Annotated in this window: 17 protein-coding genes; 16 read left to right on the forward strand and 1 reads right to left on the reverse strand. The window is 32.2% G+C overall.

Annotated elements, in window-relative coordinates; all coding sequences use genetic code 11:
- Positions 1-1,230: hypothetical protein (locus KQI38_RS09785; protein ID WP_216558849.1), on the forward strand; the 1,230-nt coding region annotated here is incomplete at its 5' end.
- A gap of 78 nt (positions 1,231-1,308) precedes the next feature.
- Here the strand turns inward: KQI38_RS09785 and KQI38_RS09790 are convergent.
- Positions 1,309-1,905: a TetR/AcrR family transcriptional regulator gene (locus KQI38_RS09790; protein WP_094899530.1), complete on the reverse strand. Its 597-nt coding sequence runs from the start codon at positions 1,903-1,905 to the stop codon at positions 1,309-1,311.
- A 244-nt stretch (positions 1,906-2,149) separates the two neighbouring features.
- Between KQI38_RS09790 and KQI38_RS22620 the strand changes: the two genes are divergently transcribed.
- The 15 genes from KQI38_RS22620 (at position 2,150) to KQI38_RS09865 (ending at position 20,395) form a co-directional block, all read left to right on the forward strand.
- Entirely contained in the window at positions 2,150-3,112 is a 963-nt protein-coding gene (locus KQI38_RS22620; protein ID WP_216558853.1) for an ABC transporter permease, read from the forward strand.
- A 12-nt stretch (positions 3,113-3,124) separates the two neighbouring features.
- Positions 3,125-3,982, forward strand: coding sequence for an ABC transporter permease (locus tag KQI38_RS09800; protein ID WP_216558856.1), 858 nt, complete (start codon positions 3,125-3,127; stop codon positions 3,980-3,982).
- Between the two features lie 2 nt (positions 3,983-3,984).
- Positions 3,985-4,953 (forward strand): ABC transporter ATP-binding protein, encoded by a 969-nt coding sequence (locus KQI38_RS09805; RefSeq protein ID WP_094899532.1) that lies wholly within the window; start codon positions 3,985-3,987, stop codon positions 4,951-4,953.
- Positions 4,954-5,943 (forward strand): oligopeptide/dipeptide ABC transporter ATP-binding protein, encoded by a 990-nt coding sequence (locus KQI38_RS09810; RefSeq protein WP_216558859.1) that lies wholly within the window; start codon positions 4,954-4,956, stop codon positions 5,941-5,943.
- 19 nt (positions 5,944-5,962) lie between these two features.
- Entirely contained in the window at positions 5,963-7,561 is a 1,599-nt protein-coding gene (locus KQI38_RS09815; protein ID WP_216558862.1) for an ABC transporter substrate-binding protein, read from the forward strand.
- A gap of 69 nt (positions 7,562-7,630) precedes the next feature.
- On the forward strand, positions 7,631-9,019 hold the full coding sequence (locus KQI38_RS09820; protein WP_216558865.1) for a M14 family zinc carboxypeptidase: 1,389 nt from the start codon (positions 7,631-7,633) through the stop codon (positions 9,017-9,019).
- A gap of 13 nt (positions 9,020-9,032) precedes the next feature.
- Positions 9,033-10,184 (forward strand): amidohydrolase family protein, encoded by a 1,152-nt coding sequence (locus KQI38_RS09825; RefSeq protein ID WP_216558868.1) that lies wholly within the window; start codon positions 9,033-9,035, stop codon positions 10,182-10,184.
- Positions 10,175-11,326 (forward strand): amidohydrolase family protein, encoded by a 1,152-nt coding sequence (locus KQI38_RS09830; protein ID WP_216558871.1) that lies wholly within the window; start codon positions 10,175-10,177, stop codon positions 11,324-11,326. Before KQI38_RS09825 ends, KQI38_RS09830 begins: the two co-directional genes overlap by 10 nt.
- A 147-nt stretch (positions 11,327-11,473) precedes the next feature.
- Entirely contained in the window at positions 11,474-13,384 is a 1,911-nt protein-coding gene (locus tag KQI38_RS09835) for a helix-turn-helix domain-containing protein (RefSeq protein WP_216558874.1), read from the forward strand.
- On the forward strand, positions 13,381-14,073 hold the full coding sequence (locus tag KQI38_RS09840; RefSeq protein WP_216558877.1) for a PepSY domain-containing protein: 693 nt from the start codon (positions 13,381-13,383) through the stop codon (positions 14,071-14,073). The genes KQI38_RS09835 and KQI38_RS09840 overlap by 4 nt, the downstream gene beginning before the upstream one ends.
- A 166-nt stretch (positions 14,074-14,239) precedes the next feature.
- Entirely contained in the window at positions 14,240-15,205 is a 966-nt protein-coding gene (locus tag KQI38_RS09845) for a PepSY domain-containing protein (RefSeq protein ID WP_216558880.1), read from the forward strand.
- Positions 15,206-15,512: 307 nt separating this feature from the next.
- Positions 15,513-16,595: an extracellular solute-binding protein gene (locus tag KQI38_RS09850; RefSeq protein WP_201259660.1), complete on the forward strand. Its 1,083-nt coding sequence runs from the start codon at positions 15,513-15,515 to the stop codon at positions 16,593-16,595.
- Positions 16,585-18,249 (forward strand): ABC transporter permease, encoded by a 1,665-nt coding sequence (locus KQI38_RS09855; RefSeq protein ID WP_338114460.1) that lies wholly within the window; start codon positions 16,585-16,587, stop codon positions 18,247-18,249. Before KQI38_RS09850 ends, KQI38_RS09855 begins: the two co-directional genes overlap by 11 nt.
- A 2-nt stretch (positions 18,250-18,251) precedes the next feature.
- The gene (locus KQI38_RS09860; RefSeq protein ID WP_216558885.1) at positions 18,252-19,199 is read left to right on the forward strand and encodes an ABC transporter ATP-binding protein; all 948 of its coding nucleotides are present in this window, start codon (positions 18,252-18,254) and stop codon (positions 19,197-19,199) included.
- Positions 19,200-19,231: 32 nt separating this feature from the next.
- A complete protein-coding gene (locus KQI38_RS09865) occupies positions 19,232-20,395 on the forward strand; it encodes a MalY/PatB family protein (RefSeq protein ID WP_216558888.1) in 1,164 nt (387 codons plus the stop codon).
- The last annotated feature ends 100 nt before the right edge of the window (positions 20,396-20,495 follow it).

A 20,495-nucleotide genomic window follows, 5' to 3' on the forward strand; every position in this document is an offset into this window, starting at 1 on the left:
CCTATACCAGAAGAAAGAAATACAATTAAGGTAACAGCTGAGTTGAATGGAATAGAAACAGAACCATCAGCATCAGTAGTGGTAATAAAAGATAAATTAGCACCAGTTTTAACAGTAGAAAAACCGTTAGACAATGCTAAGATAAAAGAAGAATCAGTTCATGTAATAGGTACTGTAACCGACAATATTGGTTTAGCGAAATTAGAGATAAATGATAAAGAGATATTAGTAGATGAATCTAATAGTTTCCATGAAAGATTGATGCTAGACCAAGGTGAAAATACTATTACTGTAAAAGCAACTGATGGAGCAGGAAATGTAACTACAGTTGTAAGAACTGTATTAGTAGAGTTAGAGTCACCAACTATTACAAATATCCAGCCATCAGAAGATATAGAACTTGGAGCAGGGGATGTATTAAGAGTTAGCTTCAATGCACCTACAGGAGGGCAAGGATATTTTAGAATAATGGTTCCATTTGGGTTACAAAGCAATGAAATAGGAATACCAATGACAGAAGAAGATGGATTATATACTGGAACTTGGACGGTGCCAGAAGAAACAGGAGCAGAAAATTTATTGATTGAAGTAGTATATAGAAATGAATATGGATACGAAATAACACAAATGGCAGAAGGAAAAGTTAAGATAATAGCAGGTGAAGGACCTGTTGATCCAGAACCAGCAAGAATTACAAATCTCCAGCCAACTGAAAATACTGAGCTTAGAAGTGATGAAACCTTAGAAATAAGCTTTAATGCACCAGCAGGAGGTAAAGCATATTATAGAATAATGCTTCCATTTGGACCTTCAGCTAATAGGCTTGGAAATGAAATGACAGAGGTTGAGCCAGGATTATATAAAGCAACATATAGAGCACATGAGGGAGTAGTAGCGTCAAACTTGCAAATAGAAGTAATATTTACAGGTGAAGATGGAGCTACATTAACAGAAGTAGCCAAAGGAAAGATAACATTAGTAGGAGATATAGAAGACCTTCCAGTTAGTGCAGTTATTATAGGTGATGAGGCTTTTGATACAGATTACCTAAATAATAACCCAAGAGCACAAGCTAAGCTAGTAGAGTGGTATAACTCGAACAATCCAGTTTATATTAAGCTTAACAATAACACTTTTATCACTGAGGACGGTGAAAAAGTATCAGTTGATGTATTACCAGAATTGCTACAATACTTTGATACAACAGGTATTAAGTTATATGCAAAATAAAATATAGATTTATATGACAAAATAGGACTATAACAAAAAATGTAAAGTAAAACGGAGTAGAGGACAATTAATTGTTCTCTACTCCGTTTTTAAAATTCCTTTAAGAAATAGTTCAGTATAATAATTTATCTTCATTTTAAGTTTTTCATTTACATCCGTTATATTGTTATCACGAAAATATATTAATATATTAAACATTGAAGTTGCATAGATATGGAAAATAAAATCTATGTCTACAGAGTCTTTTAGCTTGCCAGAGTTTTTAAGTTCCACTAGCTCGTCCATTACATTGCTATTTAATTCTTTGCTGTACTTGCCAAAGTAAAATTTCATCATAACTTCTATGGGTGCTCTGTACCAGGTACGATTAAATTCTATTTCCTCTGGAGTACATATTTCTTCGATAGGAATAACTTCGCTATTCATTAGAAAATATCCTGTCTTTTCTTTTTCTTTAGCATATATTTTTTTTTCAATATTACTTAATAGATATAAATAAAGGTCATCTTTATCATCAAAATATTTATAAAAGCTACCTATTGAAATTTCAGCCTTACCTGTTATGCTCCTAATGCTCACCTTTTCATATTCTTCGTTAGTAAATATTTCATAAGCCGCAAGAGTTATTTTTTCTTTTTTATCAGAAGGTAAGTTAAAAAACGTTTGCTTAGGCATGTTTTCCTCCTTTAATAAATAAAACTTTATTGTTTAACTAACATTATAGCAAATTATTAGGAAAAAAAAAGTAAAATTACTAAATTCTTTAGGGAATCTAAAAACTTAGAAAAGAAAAAATTTTCAAAAAAATAATTGACATAAAGACTTTATTATGTTATTGTGTTAATAACATTTTAGAGGTGAACAGGTTCACCATTGAACATTAAAGCGTTACATTACAAAAGAAATGGGAGGGAGTTAGGTGAAAAAATACATAGGAAAGAGAATTTTGACGGGGCTACTAACGATTCTTATAGTTTTTTCTATTAATTTTATAATTATTAGATTAGCCCCTGGGGATCCTATAAAGACTCTTATGGGAAAAGAAACTGATGATCCGGCACTGCGAGCTGCATTAGAACAAAAATATGGGTTGGACAAGCCGTTACCTACTCAATTTGTTGTTTATTTAAAAACCGCTTTAACTGGTGATTTGGGAACATCTATTATTTACAACAGGCCCGTAACGGAAATGATTTCTGAAAAGCTTTCTGCAACTATTTTACTAGTTTTAACTTCAGGCATACTATCCCTTATAATAGGTACATTAATGGGGATTGTAGCAGCAAGAAAAGAGGGGTCAATTATTGATGTTATTTTTTCAGGTTTTTCTTATATACTAAATTCTATGCCTTCCTTTTGGCTAGGGCTAATGCTCATTATCATATTTTCATCTGTTTTAAAACTACTTCCTACCTATGGAATGACAGACCCTAGAGCTTCTTATACTGGAATGGCTTATGTGATGGATGTAATGAAACATATGATACTTCCTGTAGGTACACTTTTATTGGTTGAGATTCCTCTTTATTTTAGAATTGCAAAGTCTTCTATTTTACAGGTCACCAATGAGGATTTTATTCTTACCTTAAGGGCTACGGGTATGAGTGAGAAAAAGATATTTAATAAATATATTTTTAGAAATGCTATTTTACCTACCATTACAATTTTTGGTATATCTATGGCTTATCTAATTACTGGAGTAGCTCTCATAGAAACTGTTTTTGCATGGCCTGGCACTGGTAGATTGGTACTTACAGCTATTACCCAGAGAGACTATCCTACTCTAATGGGAATATATCTTGTAATGTCAATTTCAGTTGCAGTTGTAATGATGATTGTAGATATTGTATACGCAGTATTCGACCCAAGAATTAGGTACTAAGGAGGGTTCATGATGAATATAAAGAAGGTTATTGATAGAGCTAAGAAAGTTATTATAAATGATAAACAGCTTATGTTTGGAGTCTTAGGAATTATTTTCCTTTTAGTAATTGTTATATTTGCACCATTTATTTCAAGTCAGGATCCATATTATTTTGGAGGAGATATATTAAATAAAGTTGGAGAAAACGGTCATATACTCGGGACCAATAAAATGGGTCAAGATGTTTACAGTATGATTATATATGGGACCAGAACCTCCCTTAAAGTAGCTGTTATTTCAGCTCTTATTTCTGGAATACTAGGAATTTTAATTGGAGGGATTGCAGGTTTCTTTGGCGGGAAAATAGATCAGATTGTATCTGAGATTATAAATATATTTATGATGCTTCCTACATTCTTTTTAATACTCCTTATTATTGCTTTGTTTGGTAATAGTATTATCAATGTAATGATTGTAATAGGATTTACTACTTGGCCAAGTAATGCAAAGCTTATGAGAGCCCAGGCATTATCATTGAGAGAAAGAACTTTCGTTAAGGCTGCTATTGCCATGGGTGAGACTAAAAGCCAGATACTATTTAAATATATTATTCCAAATGGTATATTCCCTGTTATAGCTAATACAACAGTTGGAATGTCAAATGCTATATTAACAGAAGCAGGCCTTAGCTTTCTAGGGCTTGGAGATCCTAATACTATTAGTTGGGGACAAATGATATATGAAGGGAAACCTTATATTACCAGTGCATGGTGGGTGGCAACTTATGCTGGAGTAGCTATTGTAATTACAGTAACTATATTTTATCTCTTAGGAGATGGATTAAACCATGTACTTAATCCTAAGCATATGACTAAAAGGGGTGTTTAAGGATGGAAAGTATATTAGATTTAAAGAATTTTAACGTTACCTATGTAAATAAACATAAAAGTGTATATGCTGTAAAAGATATAAGTTTCAAGATTCATAAAGGGGATTCTTTAGGTATTGTTGGTGAATCGGGTTCAGGAAAGTCTACTTTAGCTATGGCTTTGCTTAGACTTTTGCCCGATAGAAGTACGAAGATTTCAGGAGTTGCTGAATTTATAGGACGTGATTTAACTAAATTATCTGAAGAGGAACTTAAAAAGATTAGATGGAATGAATTATCTGTAGTTTTTCAAAAATCTATGAATTCTCTATCACCAGTTCATAGAATAGGTACTCAAGTAGAGGATATTTATAAGGTTCACCATCCTAAGGCTACTAAAAAAGAGATATTCGATAGAATTTCCAGTTTGCTTGAATTAGTTAATTTATCTGGAAGAGTATATAATCTATATCCCCACGAATTATCGGGAGGTATGCTTCAAAGAGTTTCTATTGCCATAAGCCTTATTCATAATCCAAAGTTATTGGTAATGGATGAAGCTACTACTGCTCTAGATGTTGTAACTCAGGGGCAAATACTTGATGAAGTGCTAAAGATGGAGAAGGATTTAGATATGACTAGGATTATGATCACTCATGATATGTCTGTAGTGGCCACATCTTGCAATAAGGTAGCCATTATGTATGCCGGAGAACTCATGGAAATAGGATATGTAAAAGATGTTCTAAAGGAACCATTACATCCATATACCAAAGGTTTATTATCTTCTTTTCCTTCACTTAAGGGAGATAAACTAAAATTAGAGGGAATAGGTGGATTTTTACCAGATTTATCTAAATTATATGATGGATGCGTCTTTGCTCCACGTTGTAAATATGTAACGGATAAGTGCAGAAGGGACAAGCCTGCCAAGTTAGAAATGAAGGATGGAAGAAATTTAAGCTGTCATCTATATGGAGGTGAGGAATAGATGGAAAAGAAAAGTTCCTATATAAAAGTTGATGATGTATCTATGTGGTATCCCCTAAAGAGAGGCTTTAAAGGAGGGGTAAAGGGAAAACAGTGGGTAAAGGCTGTTGATGGTGTGTCTTTGGAGCTAGAAAAGGGAGAGGTACTTGGAGTTATTGGAGAGTCTGGATGTGGAAAATCTACTTTAGGTAGAATTCTTGCTAGACTTGAAAACCCTACTAAAGGAGACGTACTCATTGATGATATATCAACAGGGGAACTTATGAAAAACAATCCCAAGGATTTTAGAAGATTGGTACAAATTGTATTTCAAAATCCCTATGACTCTTTTACGCCTAGAGATACTATTGAAAAGATTTTAATGAGGCCTTTAGATATCCATTCTATTGGAAAGACATTAGATGAAAGAAGAAAAATTTGTTTAGAAACTTTAGAGTCTGGAGGATTACGGCCTGCAGAGGATATTATGAAAAGATATCCCCATGAATTATCAGGAGGACAATTGCAAAGGATATCTATTTTACGTGCCATGCTTCTTAACCCTAAGTTTATAATAGCTGATGAACCTGTTTCTATGTTAGATGTATCTGTAAGATCTGAAATCATAAATATGCTGCTGAAGCTAAGTAAGGAGAAAAATGCTGCTGTTATTTTTATTAGCCATGATATTGCTTTAACTAGATATATTTCTGATAAGGTAGCAGTTATGTATTTGGGAAAAGTTGTTGAATATGGGGATAGTGATACTGTGGTTAAAGATCCAAGGCACCCATATACTCAAACTTTGATTTCAAACTGCGGCTCTATTGATCCAGAAGAGATTATGAATAAGATAAATATTGAAGGAGAGCCACCTACACCTGTTAATCCAGGACCAGGCTGTTATTTTGCACCAAGATGTTTTAAGGCTACTGATGAGTGTTTCAAAAAATATCCTTCTACCTATGAAGTTTGGCCAGGTCATATGGTAGCTTGTGATAGATTAGACTAATTTGACAAGGAGGGTTAATATGAAGAGAAAGTTATTTTTAACAATCATAGCTTTAGTTCTAGTCACTGTAATGGTAATAGGATGTACCCCTAAGACTACAACTAATACTCCGTCTGAAGGTGAAAAAGGTGGAGAAAGCAAGCCGGGAAAAGAAAAGGTATTAATAGTAAGAGCTTCTGGAGATCCAATGTCTTTTAACCCAGATACTTTACCAGATGACAATGCCTATCCTATTGTACAGAATATATATAATAGGCTTGTTAAGCTAGATGCTAGTAAACAAATTATACCTGATTTAGCTACTAAGTGGGATGTAAGTGAGGATGGAAAGGCAATTACTTTTTACTTAAGAAAAGATGTGAAATGGCATGATGGTGAAAATGTAACTAGCGAGGATGTGAAATATACCTTTGACACAATAAAAGCTAATGAATCCTATTATATAAGTTCAAGATTATCCATAGTTGATTCTATTGATACTCCAGACGATTATACTGTTGTGTTTAATATGAATCAGGCAGATGTTTCCTTCATTGCTGATTTAGGTTGGTATGCTACTTTCATATTACCAGAGCATGTATATAATAATGGACAACCATGGGAAGAGAACCCAGCCTCCAAGAATCCTATAGGTTCCGGACCATTTAAATTCTCAGAGTTCAAACAAGGGGAAAGTATTACTTTGATTCCCAACCCTAACTATCATGAAGGTGCCCCAAAGCTAGATAAGATAATATTTTCCATTATTCCTGATGATGCCACTGCTGTCCAAGCATTGTTAAACGGTGATATAGATGTGTATGAAAATGTGCCATCAGCAAATGTAGCAGAAATGGAGGCAAATGGCAATATTAGATTGGCCTTAAATGAATATCCATCTCCTATGAGGATTATATTTAATTTAAAGGATAAGACCTTACAGGATGTGAATTTAAGAAAAGCTATAGCAACTGCCATCAATAAAGAAGAGATATCTCAAAAAATCTATAACGGAGTACAAAAACCAGAATATAATATGTATCCTTCGTTAATTGAATGGGTTTCAAATAGTGAAGAAACATCTCCTAGATTCAATATTGAAGAAGCCATAAAGATTTTAGAAGATGCTGGATACAAAAAAGATGCCAATGGTTTCTATGTAAGAGGCCTTACTATAGATGTATTTGAAGGCTCAGGATATCCTGATGCGGCTAAGCTAATGGAATCAACTTTAGCTAAAGCTGGTATAGAATTAAAGGTTCAAGTTCATGAGTATAATGCTTGGTTTGATAAAGTTGGGACACAGAGGGATTTTATGCTTGAGTTACAAGGTGGATTTATGGGACCAGATCCAGCTGCTTTACAGAAACGTTTTGGTACAGGTGTAGGAAGCAACTATGGTGAATACAGTAATAAAGAATTTGATGATTTGTTAGTTCAAGGAGCCTCTACTGGTGATCAAGCTAAGAGAGCCGAATATTATAAAAAAGCTCAAGCAATACTTGCTGAAGATCTTCCTTATATTCCAATAGTAGCATTTGCTGGATATGATGCTAATAATGTTCAATTTATTAATCTACCAATAGATGGTGCTGGAAAATGGGGATGGGCAGAATATACATTTACTGACTTAAAATAGTCTATTAATTTAAAAGGCTAATTGCATATCTTAAAGATATGTAATTAGCCTCCATTAGGAGGTTAAACAATGAAAAAGATATTTGATGATGTAATAAATAATATACCTGAATATAAGGAATTTTTAACTGTAGAGGAGATGGATGCTAGTAGTAAAAAATTAGCTGAAGAATTTCCAGAGATAGTAGAATTATTTGAGATGGGTAGAACTAGAGATAACCATCCATTGTATTGTCTAAAAATAGGTAATGGCTCTAATAATGCTCTTATGTTTGGATGTCCTCATCCAAATGAACCTATAGGAGCAATGATGCTTGAATATTTTACAAGAGAACTTGCTGAAAACAAGGATCTAAGGGATGAACTAGACTATACTTGGTATATAGTTAAATCATGGGATGCAGATGGTACAAAACTTAATGAAAACTGGTTCAAAGGACCTTTTACTTTATATAATTATGCAAGAAACTTCTTTAGACCAGCAGGTCATCAGCAGGTTGATTGGACTTTCCCCATAGATTATAAGAACTTACATTTTCATGATACTATTCCTGAAACTAAGGCTATGATGGACCTGATTGATAAAATCAAACCAAAGTTCATATATTCCTTACACAATGCAGGCTTTGGAGGCGTTTACTGGTATATATCCAGAGAAACTAGAGAGATTTATGATGATATGAGAAATGCTGCTAAAAAACAGGGTATTCCTCTTAATTTAGGAGAACCAGAAGCTCCCTATTGTGTAGCCTTTGATCCTGCAATTTATCAAGATTTAGGTATTCGCCAAAACTATGATTATTTGGAGAAGTATGGTATTTCTAATCCTGAGAGTGTAATTAAGGTAGGAACCTGTAGTGCAGACTATGCTAAGGAAGTTTGCGGAGCTTTTACCCTTCTAACGGAGCTGCCATATTTTTATGATAAAAGAATAAATGATTTATCACCATCTGATATAACTAGAAAAGATGCAGTTTTGAAGAGCATGGAATTTAGTCAAGAAGCAGATATTTTTATTAAAGAAACGTTAAATAGTGGAATTCAGTATATGGATAAAAAAAATCCTTTTAGATTGGCATTGGAAGCTTTTACTGATAATGATGAAAGTAATGAAGCCACTAAGAAAATGGTCAATGAAAATCCAGATTTTGCTAAGATAGCTACTGTGGCTGAAAAATTCGATAATTTATTAATCTCTAAATTCTATAAAATGTTGTCCTATGGTTTATTAGTTAGGGCTAATGAAATTGAACTGTTAAAGATGGAAAAAGATAATGAAGATGATTCTGAAAAGAAATTAATTTTACAAAAAGCCTTTAACAATGCAGAAGAGAGATTAAAGGAACTAAGTGAATTATTAGAAAAAGAAATTGATTATGAGGTTGTACCTATTAAGAAACTTGTGAGTATTCAGCTTGAATGTGGTCTATTAGTAGCAGATTATTTAAACAGAAACTAAGGGGGATAAACTGATGATTCTTATTAGAGGTGGAACTGTTCATGACGGAAAGGGAAATATATTAGAAGATGTAGATATTTTAATAGATGGTAGCCATATCAAAGATATTAGACATTCAATTGAAGTTTCTAATGACATTGAAATATTTGATGCTAGAGGAAAGGTAATATTTCCAGGATTTATAGAATCTCTCAATATATGGGGATGTAAAGGGCCTGGATGGGGAGATGATGACTTAAAGGAAGCTTCAGACCCTATTACTCCAGATATGAATGTGGTTTATTCTTTTGATCAGGATAGCATGCTGTTTCAAAGAGTTTTTGAATATGGAGTAACTAGTGCAGCTATCACACCTTCTACTTCCAATGTTTTAGGAGGATATGCAGCAGTATTTAAGACTTATGGAAAACATCCTTATGAAATGCTGGTGAAAGAAAAGATAGGAATGGTATCCTCTGTAGCTACAGAGACAAAAAAGGTATATGGTACTCGCAATACTTGTCCTATGACTAGGATGGGTGCCTTTGCACTTTTAAAACAAGCAATTATAAAGGCTTTGGATTATAGGAATAATGATAATAAAGATTATGATTCTAAGTCTGATGCTCTGCAAAAATTAATAAATAGAGAAGTTCCGTTATTTGTAAACTGTAATACTAAATCTGAAATGGATGCTGTGGAATTAGCATTAAAGGATTTTCCTATAGATATTGTTTTTACAGGTGCTTTTGGTGTAAATGAAAATACTGGAAATATTATTGGAAATAAATTTAGTGTGATTTTGGGAGATTTAACTAATGCTATGTCCTCCGTAAATAGTAAAGTAGACTTAGAAGGAATAAAAAAACTTATGGAAAATGGAGTAGATATTGCTATTAGCTCCTGTGGTGATAATGTTTCATCAGGGAAGGAATCCTTATTGTGGAATGCTATATTATGTTATAAGTATGGTTTAAAGAGTAATGATGTACTTAGGATGATTACTTCTATTCCAGCTAAGATTCTTGGTGTAGACGATAGAATAGGGTCTATAGAAATGGGTAAGGATGCGGATATTATTATATGGACAGAAAATCCTATAGAAACTTATACAGCTAGAGTTGAAGCTGCATTTATCAATGGAGAAAATATCCTAAATACTAGGAGGGTTGAATCATGCTGGTAATAAGGAATGCTAAAATATATACTTCTGCCAATAGGGTTATTGAAAAGGGTTATATTGTGATAGAAGCTGGAAAAATTGTGGATGTGGGAGAAGATTTAGAATGGGATGCAGAAGATGTAATAGATGCTGATGGTCTTGTTGTAACTCCAGGTATAGTAGATGCCCATAGTCATATAGGAGGATTTGGTACAGATATGAGCGATCAGGATTTGAATGAAATGACTAAGAATTCTACTCCTGAAGTTGAAGCAGTTTATTCTATAGATACAAAATCAAATATGTTTGAGAGGGCTATTAGATCAGGAATTACTACTTCTGCTATTGCTCCTGGGAGTGGTAATGTAGTAGGTGGACTTGTGTGTGCTGTCAAATCCTATGGACACAGTATAGAAGATATGTGTATTAAAAATCCAATAGCTTTAAAAATGGCCCTCGGAGGAAATCCTAAAGGGGTCTATGGAAAAAGAAACCAAATGCCCATGACTCGCATGGGAATTGCTAATGTAATGAGAGAAACCTTAATTAAAGGTCAAGAATATATGAAGAAAAAAGAAGCTGCAAAGGATGATAAGTCAAAGGAACCTCCTTTTGATTTAGGACTAGAAAATGTATGTAGGGTTCTTAGAAAAGAGATTCCATTAAAAGTCCATTGTGAGCAATTTGATATGTTGACTACTATAAGAGTTGCTAAGGAATTTAATATAGATTTTACCTTAGATCATGCATGGGGTGCTAGTGACTATTATGATGATATTGTAAATTCAGGTTGTAAAGGAGTTATTTACGGACCTATAGGAGTGTTGCTTTTACCTGGTGAATGTGGAAAAATTGATATATTCAGCCTTATAGAATTAGATAAAAGAGGAGTTCTATGTTCAATAATGACAGATGGACCTATATTAAATCCCGATGTAATCTTTGTTCAAGCTGGAGAAGTAGTTAGATTTGGAGGAGATATAGAAAGAGTAATCAATATGCTTACTATAAATCCAGCTAAAATAATTGGAGTTGATGATAGAGTAGGGTCAATTGAAAAGGGTAAAGACGCCGATTTAGTTATCTTCAAAGGTACTCCAGCATTAGATACTAATGCCGCTGTAGTATATACAATAATCAACGGAAAGGTTGTTTACAACCAATAGGAAAGTTCGAAACTGAAAATAAGCTTGTTATAACAGAGTAATATATTTAAGCCAGAGGATTCCCCCGCCTCTGGCTTAGATATATTATTTGATTTACTTAGTCATTAAGAATATAATTAAATCATCAATATTTTTAGGAAGTGTGATATGAATTTTAAAAAATTACTGACGAATAATAAATTGCTAGTTAGATTGATAATTTCATATTTAATAACCTCTATTTTACTTACAAGTATTCTAATGGCTGTTGTATCCTATTTTGTGTCCTCCAGAACTAAGGCTAAGACCAATGAATCCCAAAGAGATTTAATGAGGCAGTCCTACAATACTGCCTATTATGCTTTGACAAATATCTACGGAGATTTTTATGTCCTATGGTCTAGAGATGAAGATATAAGGAGGACTCTACAAGGAGCAGATATATATGAAGAAGATATTAAAATAGCATCTAAGATCATAGACAATGCTGCATTTAAAGATGATTTGGTTGACTCTGTATATATAATAAATAAGAAGGCTAATTTGATTATATCTAATATCTATCCTCCTCAATCCATAGAGACTTTCTATGATAAATCTTCTGTAGAACTGTTTAATGACTTTGAAAAGCATTATAACTCATATAAAAATGAAGTATTCTTTCCAAGAAAGACCTCCTATAGTATCTACGGGACTAAATATAATAAGGATTATATTTCTATTGTATATGCAGCAAATAATGAAGATGGTAAACTTGATTCAGGGATAATAGTTAATATAGATCAAAATAAATTGTCTAGTTTATTGAATACAGCTAATAGAAAGGAAATTATGCTGATTGCAAACAGTGGAGGTAAGATTATATCAGGTTCACAAGGTACAGGTTTTGCTAAGCCTTTACCTAGAAGTGATATTTACAGAAGTATAGCTAATAATCCAAATGATGAAGATGGATTCACAGGAGAATACCTAGGAGAAAAATCCTTTATAACCTTTAAAAAGGCTGAGAATATAGGATTCGTATTTATTAGTATAGTACCTTATTCTCTAATAAAGGCTGAGACTACCCAGATAAACAGAGTAATTGCTTTATTTTTCATTATTGCAATGTTTATTAGTCTATTGGTCAGCATTTTTTCAGCTAAGAGGATTTATGAGCCTTTGGATAAACTCATAAAAAATATGAGGAAAGATCCCTCTATAGATAATGTAGTTGGCGTAGATGAATATACCTTCTTAGGAGAGGCTTATAATAGTCTTATACTAAAGAATGTAAGATCTCATGTATCTAGGATATTTAATGGAAACTATAATGATTCTGCTGAAAAGATTCTAGGTTTTTCCAAAGAGAAATTTTTAACCTTAGCTATTATAGCTGATGATTCCAATTCTTCTTTAGACCTTTTAGAAAAAGTACTTGATATTATGGAAATAAATGTCAAATGGGTGGCAGCTATTACTTCTTCAAATTCCATAAGTTGTATAATCAATGAAGATGATTTTGATGATGGTAAAATGGAGAATATCATGGAGGAATTGGTTAATTTACAGGGACTTATAGTAGAGGACTTAGATATAACGGTTTCCATAGGAATAGGAACTGTTGTCAATAGCCTTGATAGTATTAAGTTTAGTCATAGGTATGCTATATTGGCGGTTCAATATGCTATGTCTATTGGTGAAAATCAAGTAATATTATATAATGAAATAGAAAATAGTAAAGTTGCTGCTTCTGTAAATAAGGATTCTATTGCGGACAAAATAGATGAGTATGTATTGAACAACTTTACTAGACAAGATTTTTCTGTAGATGAAATAGCTGAGGAAGTAAATTTATCATTAGGATATATTAGACAAATTTTTAGGTCTGAAAAGGGAGTCACTCTTAATGATTATATTATTAGCTGCAGGATAGATAAGGCTAAGGAGTTGCTAATCAATACAGATAATACTGCCAAAGATATTTCTGAAGCAGTAGGGTATTATGACAACAGATATTTTTATACTTTGTTTAAGAAGAAGGTTGGTATGACTACTGAGGAATTTAGAAAGCTACGAAAGGAGGAGTTGTCCAATTGAAAACAAATACTATAGTAAAAATACTTATAATATTAGTAATAATTTTATCCATAGGTCTTATAGCCACTACAATCAAGCTGACAACAATGGATAAGAGCATTGTAAATCAAGACACTCCAACAGTAGTTGATAAAAACTCGGGAGATATAGTGAAAAAACCAGAAGAACAAGGTAAAGAGTTAGGAGAAAATAAAGCTGAATCTATTGAAGAAGAACAGCTTGAAGAAATTGGAAGCAATAGTTCAGATGATAATTCAAAGGATGATCCAAAGAGTAAAACAGAAGTGGCAGATAATAATCCGCCAAAAGAAAATAAACCTTCAAAAGAAGAAAAGCCTAAGAGTGATAAATCAACTAACAAGGACAAGCCAAATAAAGATAAGCCTAATAAAGATAAAAAGGATAAAAAGGACAAAAAAGATAAGAAGGATAAGAAGGATAAAAAAGATAAATCAAAAGAAGAAAAAGCAATAGTGAATTCTAAATATATATCCACAGATGAGGCAACAAAGATTGGATTAGATAAAGTAGGATCAGGGGCAAAATTAATTAAAATAGAATCAGATATTGATGACAATCCACCAAAATATAATCTAGAAATTGTGTTAGGAAATTATGAATACGAAATAGAAATTCATGCTATAACTGGTGCAGTAATAGATTTTGAAAAAGATGAGATTGACGATTGAAACGTTGCAAATACTAGATATACAAAAAGCAAACACAAGGATTCTATACATGTTGGATATCTAAAAAAGAAGGTTTTTGATAGTATTTGAACTTGTTGATAGTCATGAAAAATCATAGAATGAAATTAAGAAATAGAATTAAGAAAAAGATAAGGAGATGATTTTCATGACAAAGAAAACAATTAAAAAAACATTGCCTATTTTAGCAGGAGCATTAATTATATCCTTAACAACTCCTATTATCCCATCTAATTTATTGGCAGAGGCAAGTAAGGGTGTTAAAGTTTCTACTACTAAGGCTTTAAATAACAAAGGAGTAGTTAAGAAAATTCAAGACAAGAAGATAGTAGATAAGAAAGCTGAAGATAAGGTGAAAAGTGAAAGATATATTGGTCTGGAAAAAGCCATAGAAATTGCAATGAAAAAGGTTGATAAGAAGAAATCAGAAGTTACAGATTATGAGATTGCATTAACTTATGATGACCCTCATTATCTTATTGAAATAACTACCATAAATAATCCTAAGATTTATAAAATATATAAGGTAAAAGTTCATGGAACTACTGGAGAGATTAAAGATGTTCATGTAGATAAGATTAAAGATAAAGAATATAAGATTAAAACCAATAATGGAAGATTTATTTCAAAATATGAAGCTAAAATGATTGCATTAAAAGAGGTAAAGGATGAAAAAGCATTTATAACAGGCTTTGAAATTGAATTAGAAAAGAAAGTTCCCCATTATTTAATAGAAGTTAAAACCTCTAAATATAAGTATTTAATGAAGATTAATGCAGAAACTAAAGAGGTATTTGATTTAACAAAGGAAATAAAAGATAAAGATGATAAAGATGAATATTGTGGGCATGAGTATAAAATAAAAGGAAACTCTGATAAAATAAATAAAGATAAAAAGCCAGTAGTCGATGTAAAGTATATTACAGAGAAAGAAGCAATAAAAATTGCTTTAGATAAAATTGGTAGAGATGCAAAAGTTGAAGATATTGAATTTGAGAAGGATGATAATCCACCAAAATATGAAATTGAAATGTATAATAAGGATTATGAATATGAAATAGAGATTCATGCCACAACTGGAGCAATATTAAAATTTGAAAGAGATGGAAAATAATAAATACAATATTTGTTTGTGCAGAATTTTTGTATAAATTCCCCTAATAGAACCCCTAGAGGACTTAAATCCCCTAGGGGTATTTTTTATAACGAATGGAAATTTCTATTTTTTATCTTTATAAGATTTGATTGAGGTTTAACCCTTAATATATGAGTTAGTTAGGTTGACAAATAAATCTTATAGTTATCACATTGTATAAAATATATCTATAGTTAGATAGAGTCTTATAGATAAACCTAATTTGACTTCAATATACCAGAATGATAGACTAATTTTGACAAATTTTGTACAAGGGGGAAATACGATGAAGAGAATAATAGCAATGTTGTTAATACTTGCTATGGTTTTTACATTTACAGGCTGTTCTAAGAAAGAAGCTATAGAAGATCCTAATACAACTCCAGTAGTTGGTGAAGATACTGAGAAAAAAGATGATGAAGTTGTAAATGATAAACCATTTGAAGGAACTACTTTAGAAGTTTTAGTGGCTTATGGCGGTGCTGAAAATTCATTTGATGCTTTTACTGAAAAAACAGGTATAAAGATTGAATGGTTAAGTATGTCAACCGGTTCAGCTCTTGCAAAGCTGCAAGCAGAAAATGGAAAGACTACTGCTGATATTTGGTTTGGCGGTGGAGTCGATAGTTATTTAAATGCTAGAGATGCAGGATATTTAGAAGCATATAAATCACCAGAAGTATCTGCTATAAATCCTCAATATTGTGATAAAGATGGATATTTCTCTGGATTAGCATTAGTTCCAGCTGGATTTATTGTAAATAATGATCTTCTTAAAGAAAAAGGCCTTGAAGCTCCTAAGACTTGGGAAGATTTAGCTGATCCAAAATATAAAGATGAAGTAATGATGGCTAACCCTGCAATATCAGGGACTAACTATGCTATAGTCAGTGGACTTATTCAAGCTTGGGGAGAAGAAAAGGCTTGGGATTATTTCAAACGACTTGACGAAAATATTCAATTCTACGCAAAGGGTGGTGGAGAGCCACTTGAAAAGGTAGCAGCTGGTGAATTTGCAATAGGTGTTGTTGCTATTACTGGTGGCACTTTTGCTGCTGGAGATACTAATCCAACTAGCGTAGTTTATCCAGAAGATTTAATTCCATGGACTCCTGCACCAATAGGAATATTTAAAGCTACAGAAAACCTAGAGGCTGCAAAGGTATTTATAGATTGGTACTTGTCACAAGAAGGACAAACAATACTTAGAGAAGCAGATGCTAGAATCATGGCCAGAGATGATGTAGATGCTCCAGAATTAATGAGTGGATTAGATAAGAGTAAACTTATAGATTTTGATTTAGAATTAATGGGCAAAGACAGAGATACAATTCTTGAAAGATGGGGAGCTCTAGTTGGTGATAAATAGTAAAGATAAAAAAGGAAGAGTTGAATTTTCAACTCTTTCTTTTGACTATATAATAGATAAATTAATTTTATTTGCAGTAATTATAAGTTTACTCGTCTTTATCTTATATCCAATTGTAATGGTTATATCAACATCTGTATATCGAAATGGAGTTTTCTCATTTAATAATTATAAAAATTTATTGAACACTCAAAATCTTAAATTAATAAGAAATAGCCTATTTGTCTCAACCTTATCTTCAATACTTGGGACTTTTTTTGCATTATGCATTGCGATCTATACTTTTTTACAAAGAGGAAAGTTGAAAAAGATAATCCATCGATCTTTGATGATTACTATGATATCTCCTCCATTTGTTTCTGCTTTGGCATTGATTATGCTCTTTGGTCGTAGAGGAATTATAACCCATAATTTACTAGGACTTAGTGTTAACCCCTATGGCTGGCAAGGAATTGTTTTGCTTCAAACTATAGGACAAATATCTCTTGCATCTATGATGCTTATTTCTACATTAAATTCAATTGATTTGAGACAAATACTAGCATCTAGAGATTTAGGTGCTACACCTATGGAAACTTTGTTACATGTGATTTTACCTAGTATTTTTCCTGGCATTATGTCTGTTTTATTTTTACAGTTTACTATGAATTTAGCTGATTTTGGTACTCCAATTATTATAGGAGGAAAGTATAAGGTATTGGCTACAGAAGCATATATGACTATATTTTCAGCAGCAGACTTAGGAAAAGGTGCAGCGATATCTGTGCTCCTTATACCACCAGCCGTAATTGCATTTTATTTTTATCGCAAAAATATGGCTAAATTAGACAATTTATCTGATGGAACTAAAGCTGTTGGAGGAGATAATTATGAATTTAGCTTACCAATTGGATTTAGGTTTATACTTGGCTTAGTAACAGGAGTATTTTTTATCTTAATGATTTTAAAATACGGTAATATATTTCTATCTGCCATATCTACAAATTCATCTGGTAAGTTGGTATTTACTTTAGCACATTTTGAAAAAGTCAGATTTATGTATTTGCCATCCTTATATAGGAGTATTGTTCTTTCTGTAACCTCTGGTATTATTTCTTCAATAATAGGGATTTTATTATCATACTATACCCATAGAAGAAATATTCCTATGATGAAAAATATAGAATTTATTTCATCTCTACCATATATTATTCCTGGAATATTTTTTGGACTAGGTTATATTGTGGCTTTCAATAAAGAACCTTTATTATTGACAGGCACTTTCGCTATAGTAATACTAAATTGTACCTTTAGACATATATCGGTTTCAAACAAAGCTGCCAATGCTGCTTTTACAACGATTGATAAAAAGATTGAAGATGCAGCTAGAGATTTAGGAGCATCAAGATTTAGAATATTTTTAAGTATTATACTGCCTTTATTAAAATCCACATTCCTTACTAGCTTTATCAATACATTTACAGCCTGCATGACTACAGTAGGAGCTATAATTTTCTTAGTGTCGCCAAGAAATGTTGTAGCTAGTATTGAGATGTTTAAGGATATTTCAAATGGTCAATATGGCTTAGGAGCAGTAATGGCTAGTCTACTAATCATTATAACTGTTTCAGTCAATTTGATTGCTATGAGACTATTAAGTAAGGAGAGAGTGTAGCTATGTTTTTACAATTGAAAAATTTAACTAAGCTTTTTGATAAAGAAAATGGAGTTAAGAATTTTAATTTAGATGTAAAAGAGGGAGAGTTTATAACTATATTGGGACCTTCAGGATGTGGTAAAACTACTACCTTGAATTTATTAGGGGGATTTTTAAAACCAGATAGTGGAGAAATCTTGTTAGATAGAGGAAATATTACTAATCTTCCACCAGAGAAAAGACCAATCTCTACTGTTTTTCAAAGCTATGCTCTTTTTCCTCATATGAATGTAATAGAAAATGTAGCCTATGGCATTAGATTTTATCGTAAGGAAAAAAAGAGAAAAGCAATGGAAATAGCTAAGGAGTATATAGATATAGTAGGACTTGCAGGATATGAGAATAGTAGAGTCGGAAATTTAAGTGGAGGACAGCAGCAAAGAGTTGCTCTTGCTAGATCTATGGCTACCAATCCTAAGATTCTTCTGCTAGATGAACCTCTAAGCAATTTAGATGCAAGTCTTAGGGTTAGAATGCGTGAAGAATTAAAAGAACTTCAAAGAAGGTTTAAAATCACAATGATATTTGTTACCCATGATCAGTCTGAGGCACTTTGCTTATCTGATAAGATAGTTGTCATGGATAAGGGTAATATAGTACAAGTAGGCACTTCGAGGGAAGTTTATTTTTATCCTGTTAGTGAATATGTAGCATCTTTTGTTGGAAAGTCTAATTTATTAAATGAAGATGGTAAGACTTATATCATTAGACCAGAAGATATTAAGATTACGAAAGATATTAATAGGGAATATATAGTTAAAGATAAAATTTTTATGGGACAGCATACAGAGTATAAAATTACTAATGATAGACACTCATTAGATGTGAATCTATCAGGAAAGGAAAGTAGCGATTTTCAGATTGGAGATTTAGTTGGCATAGAAATAGAACATAGAATTAGTATATAAAATTTGAGAGTTTATAGGTGAGGTGTATAAAAATGAGTAGATCAAAATATAATTTTGATGAGGTAATTGATAGAAAATCTAGTAATTCCATAAAGTGGTCAGGCAATGATGATTTATTACCTATGTGGATAGCAGACATGGATTTTAAAGTTGCAGATGAAATATTGGAAGCTATGAAAAAGACAATAGACCATGGTATTATAGGGTATGATGATAGACCGGACTCTTTCTATGAATCTATAATTCAATGGGTAAGGACAAGGTACAATTGGGAGATTAAGAAGGAATGGTTAGTATTTACTCCTGGAGTAGTATCGGGCCTCAGTATTTCAGTAAATGCTTTTTCTAAAGAAGGAGATAAGGTAATAATCCAACCTCCTGTATATCCTCCTTTTTACTCAGTTATAGAGAATAATAATAGAATAGTAGAAGAAAATTCATTAAAAAATAATGGGAATAGATATGAAATTGATATTACTGATTTAGAGAATAAGATAGATGAAAAGACTAAGATGGTAATTATTTGTAACCCTCATAATCCAGTTGGTAGAGTATGGCAAAGAGAGGAGCTTGAAGCTTTTGGAGATTTATGTATAAAAAATAACATCATAATGGTATCAGATGATATACACTGCGACCTTGCTTTCAAAGGACATAAATATACTCCTTTAGCATCTATATCTGATGAGTTTGCCAATAATACGATAACTTTCATGGCTCCAAGTAAAACCTTTAATATTGCAGGATTATTTGCTTCTGTAGCTATTATACCTAATGAAGATTTAAGGAAACTTTATAATGGGATTATTGAGAATATTGGAATAGGTCATACTAATGGACTTTCTATAGTTGGTTTTGAAGCTGCTTATAAATATGGAAGTAGCTGGTTTAGTGAAGTTCTTAAATATATTGAGGATAATGCCGATTTTGCAGTTGATTATATAAGTAAAAATATTCCTGAAGTAAAGGTATACAAGCCTGAGGGAACGTTTTTGATGTGGTTGGATTTTAGTTCTTTGGGAAAAACCTCAGAAGAAATAGATAAACTTCTAATAAACAAGGGTAAAGTTCAACTAAATGATGGTACAACCTTTGGTATAGGGGGAGAAGGATTTTTTAGATTAAATATAGGCTGCCCGAGAAAAGTTTTGGAAGATGGGCTAAAAAGAATAAGAAAAGCTGTTCAGCAAGTTTAATAAATATTAGTTTTAATAGGAACCTTCAATGAGATATCATTGGAGGTTTTTTAGAATATTAAGATGTTTATATTCGAAATTAAAAATCTAGTCATTTAGT

Source organism: Tissierella carlieri (genome assembly GCF_018917285.1).
Lineage (GTDB): Bacteria > Bacillota > Clostridia > Tissierellales > Tissierellaceae > Tissierella > Tissierella carlieri.

Excerpts from the sequence above, each read along its gene's own strand:
- KQI38_RS09790 (WP_094899530.1), bottom strand. The coding sequence starts at position 1,905 with ATGCCTAAGCAAACGTTTTTTAACTTACCTTCTGATAAAAAAGAAAAA.
- KQI38_RS09800 (WP_216558856.1), top strand. The coding sequence starts at position 3,125 with ATGAATATAAAGAAGGTTATTGATAGAGCTAAGAAAGTTATTATAAAT.
- KQI38_RS09805 (WP_094899532.1), top strand. The coding sequence starts at position 3,985 with ATGGAAAGTATATTAGATTTAAAGAATTTTAACGTTACCTATGTAAAT.
- KQI38_RS09810 (WP_216558859.1), top strand. The coding sequence starts at position 4,954 with ATGGAAAAGAAAAGTTCCTATATAAAAGTTGATGATGTATCTATGTGG.
- KQI38_RS09815 (WP_216558862.1), top strand. The coding sequence starts at position 5,963 with ATGAAGAGAAAGTTATTTTTAACAATCATAGCTTTAGTTCTAGTCACT.
- KQI38_RS09820 (WP_216558865.1), top strand. The coding sequence starts at position 7,631 with ATGAAAAAGATATTTGATGATGTAATAAATAATATACCTGAATATAAG.
- KQI38_RS09825 (WP_216558868.1), top strand. The coding sequence starts at position 9,033 with ATGATTCTTATTAGAGGTGGAACTGTTCATGACGGAAAGGGAAATATA.
- KQI38_RS09830 (WP_216558871.1), top strand. The coding sequence starts at position 10,175 with ATGCTGGTAATAAGGAATGCTAAAATATATACTTCTGCCAATAGGGTT.
- KQI38_RS09835 (WP_216558874.1), top strand. The coding sequence starts at position 11,474 with ATGAATTTTAAAAAATTACTGACGAATAATAAATTGCTAGTTAGATTG.
- KQI38_RS09845 (WP_216558880.1), top strand. The coding sequence starts at position 14,240 with ATGACAAAGAAAACAATTAAAAAAACATTGCCTATTTTAGCAGGAGCA.
- KQI38_RS09850 (WP_201259660.1), top strand. The coding sequence starts at position 15,513 with ATGAAGAGAATAATAGCAATGTTGTTAATACTTGCTATGGTTTTTACA.
- KQI38_RS09860 (WP_216558885.1), top strand. The coding sequence starts at position 18,252 with ATGTTTTTACAATTGAAAAATTTAACTAAGCTTTTTGATAAAGAAAAT.
- KQI38_RS09865 (WP_216558888.1), top strand. The coding sequence starts at position 19,232 with ATGAGTAGATCAAAATATAATTTTGATGAGGTAATTGATAGAAAATCT.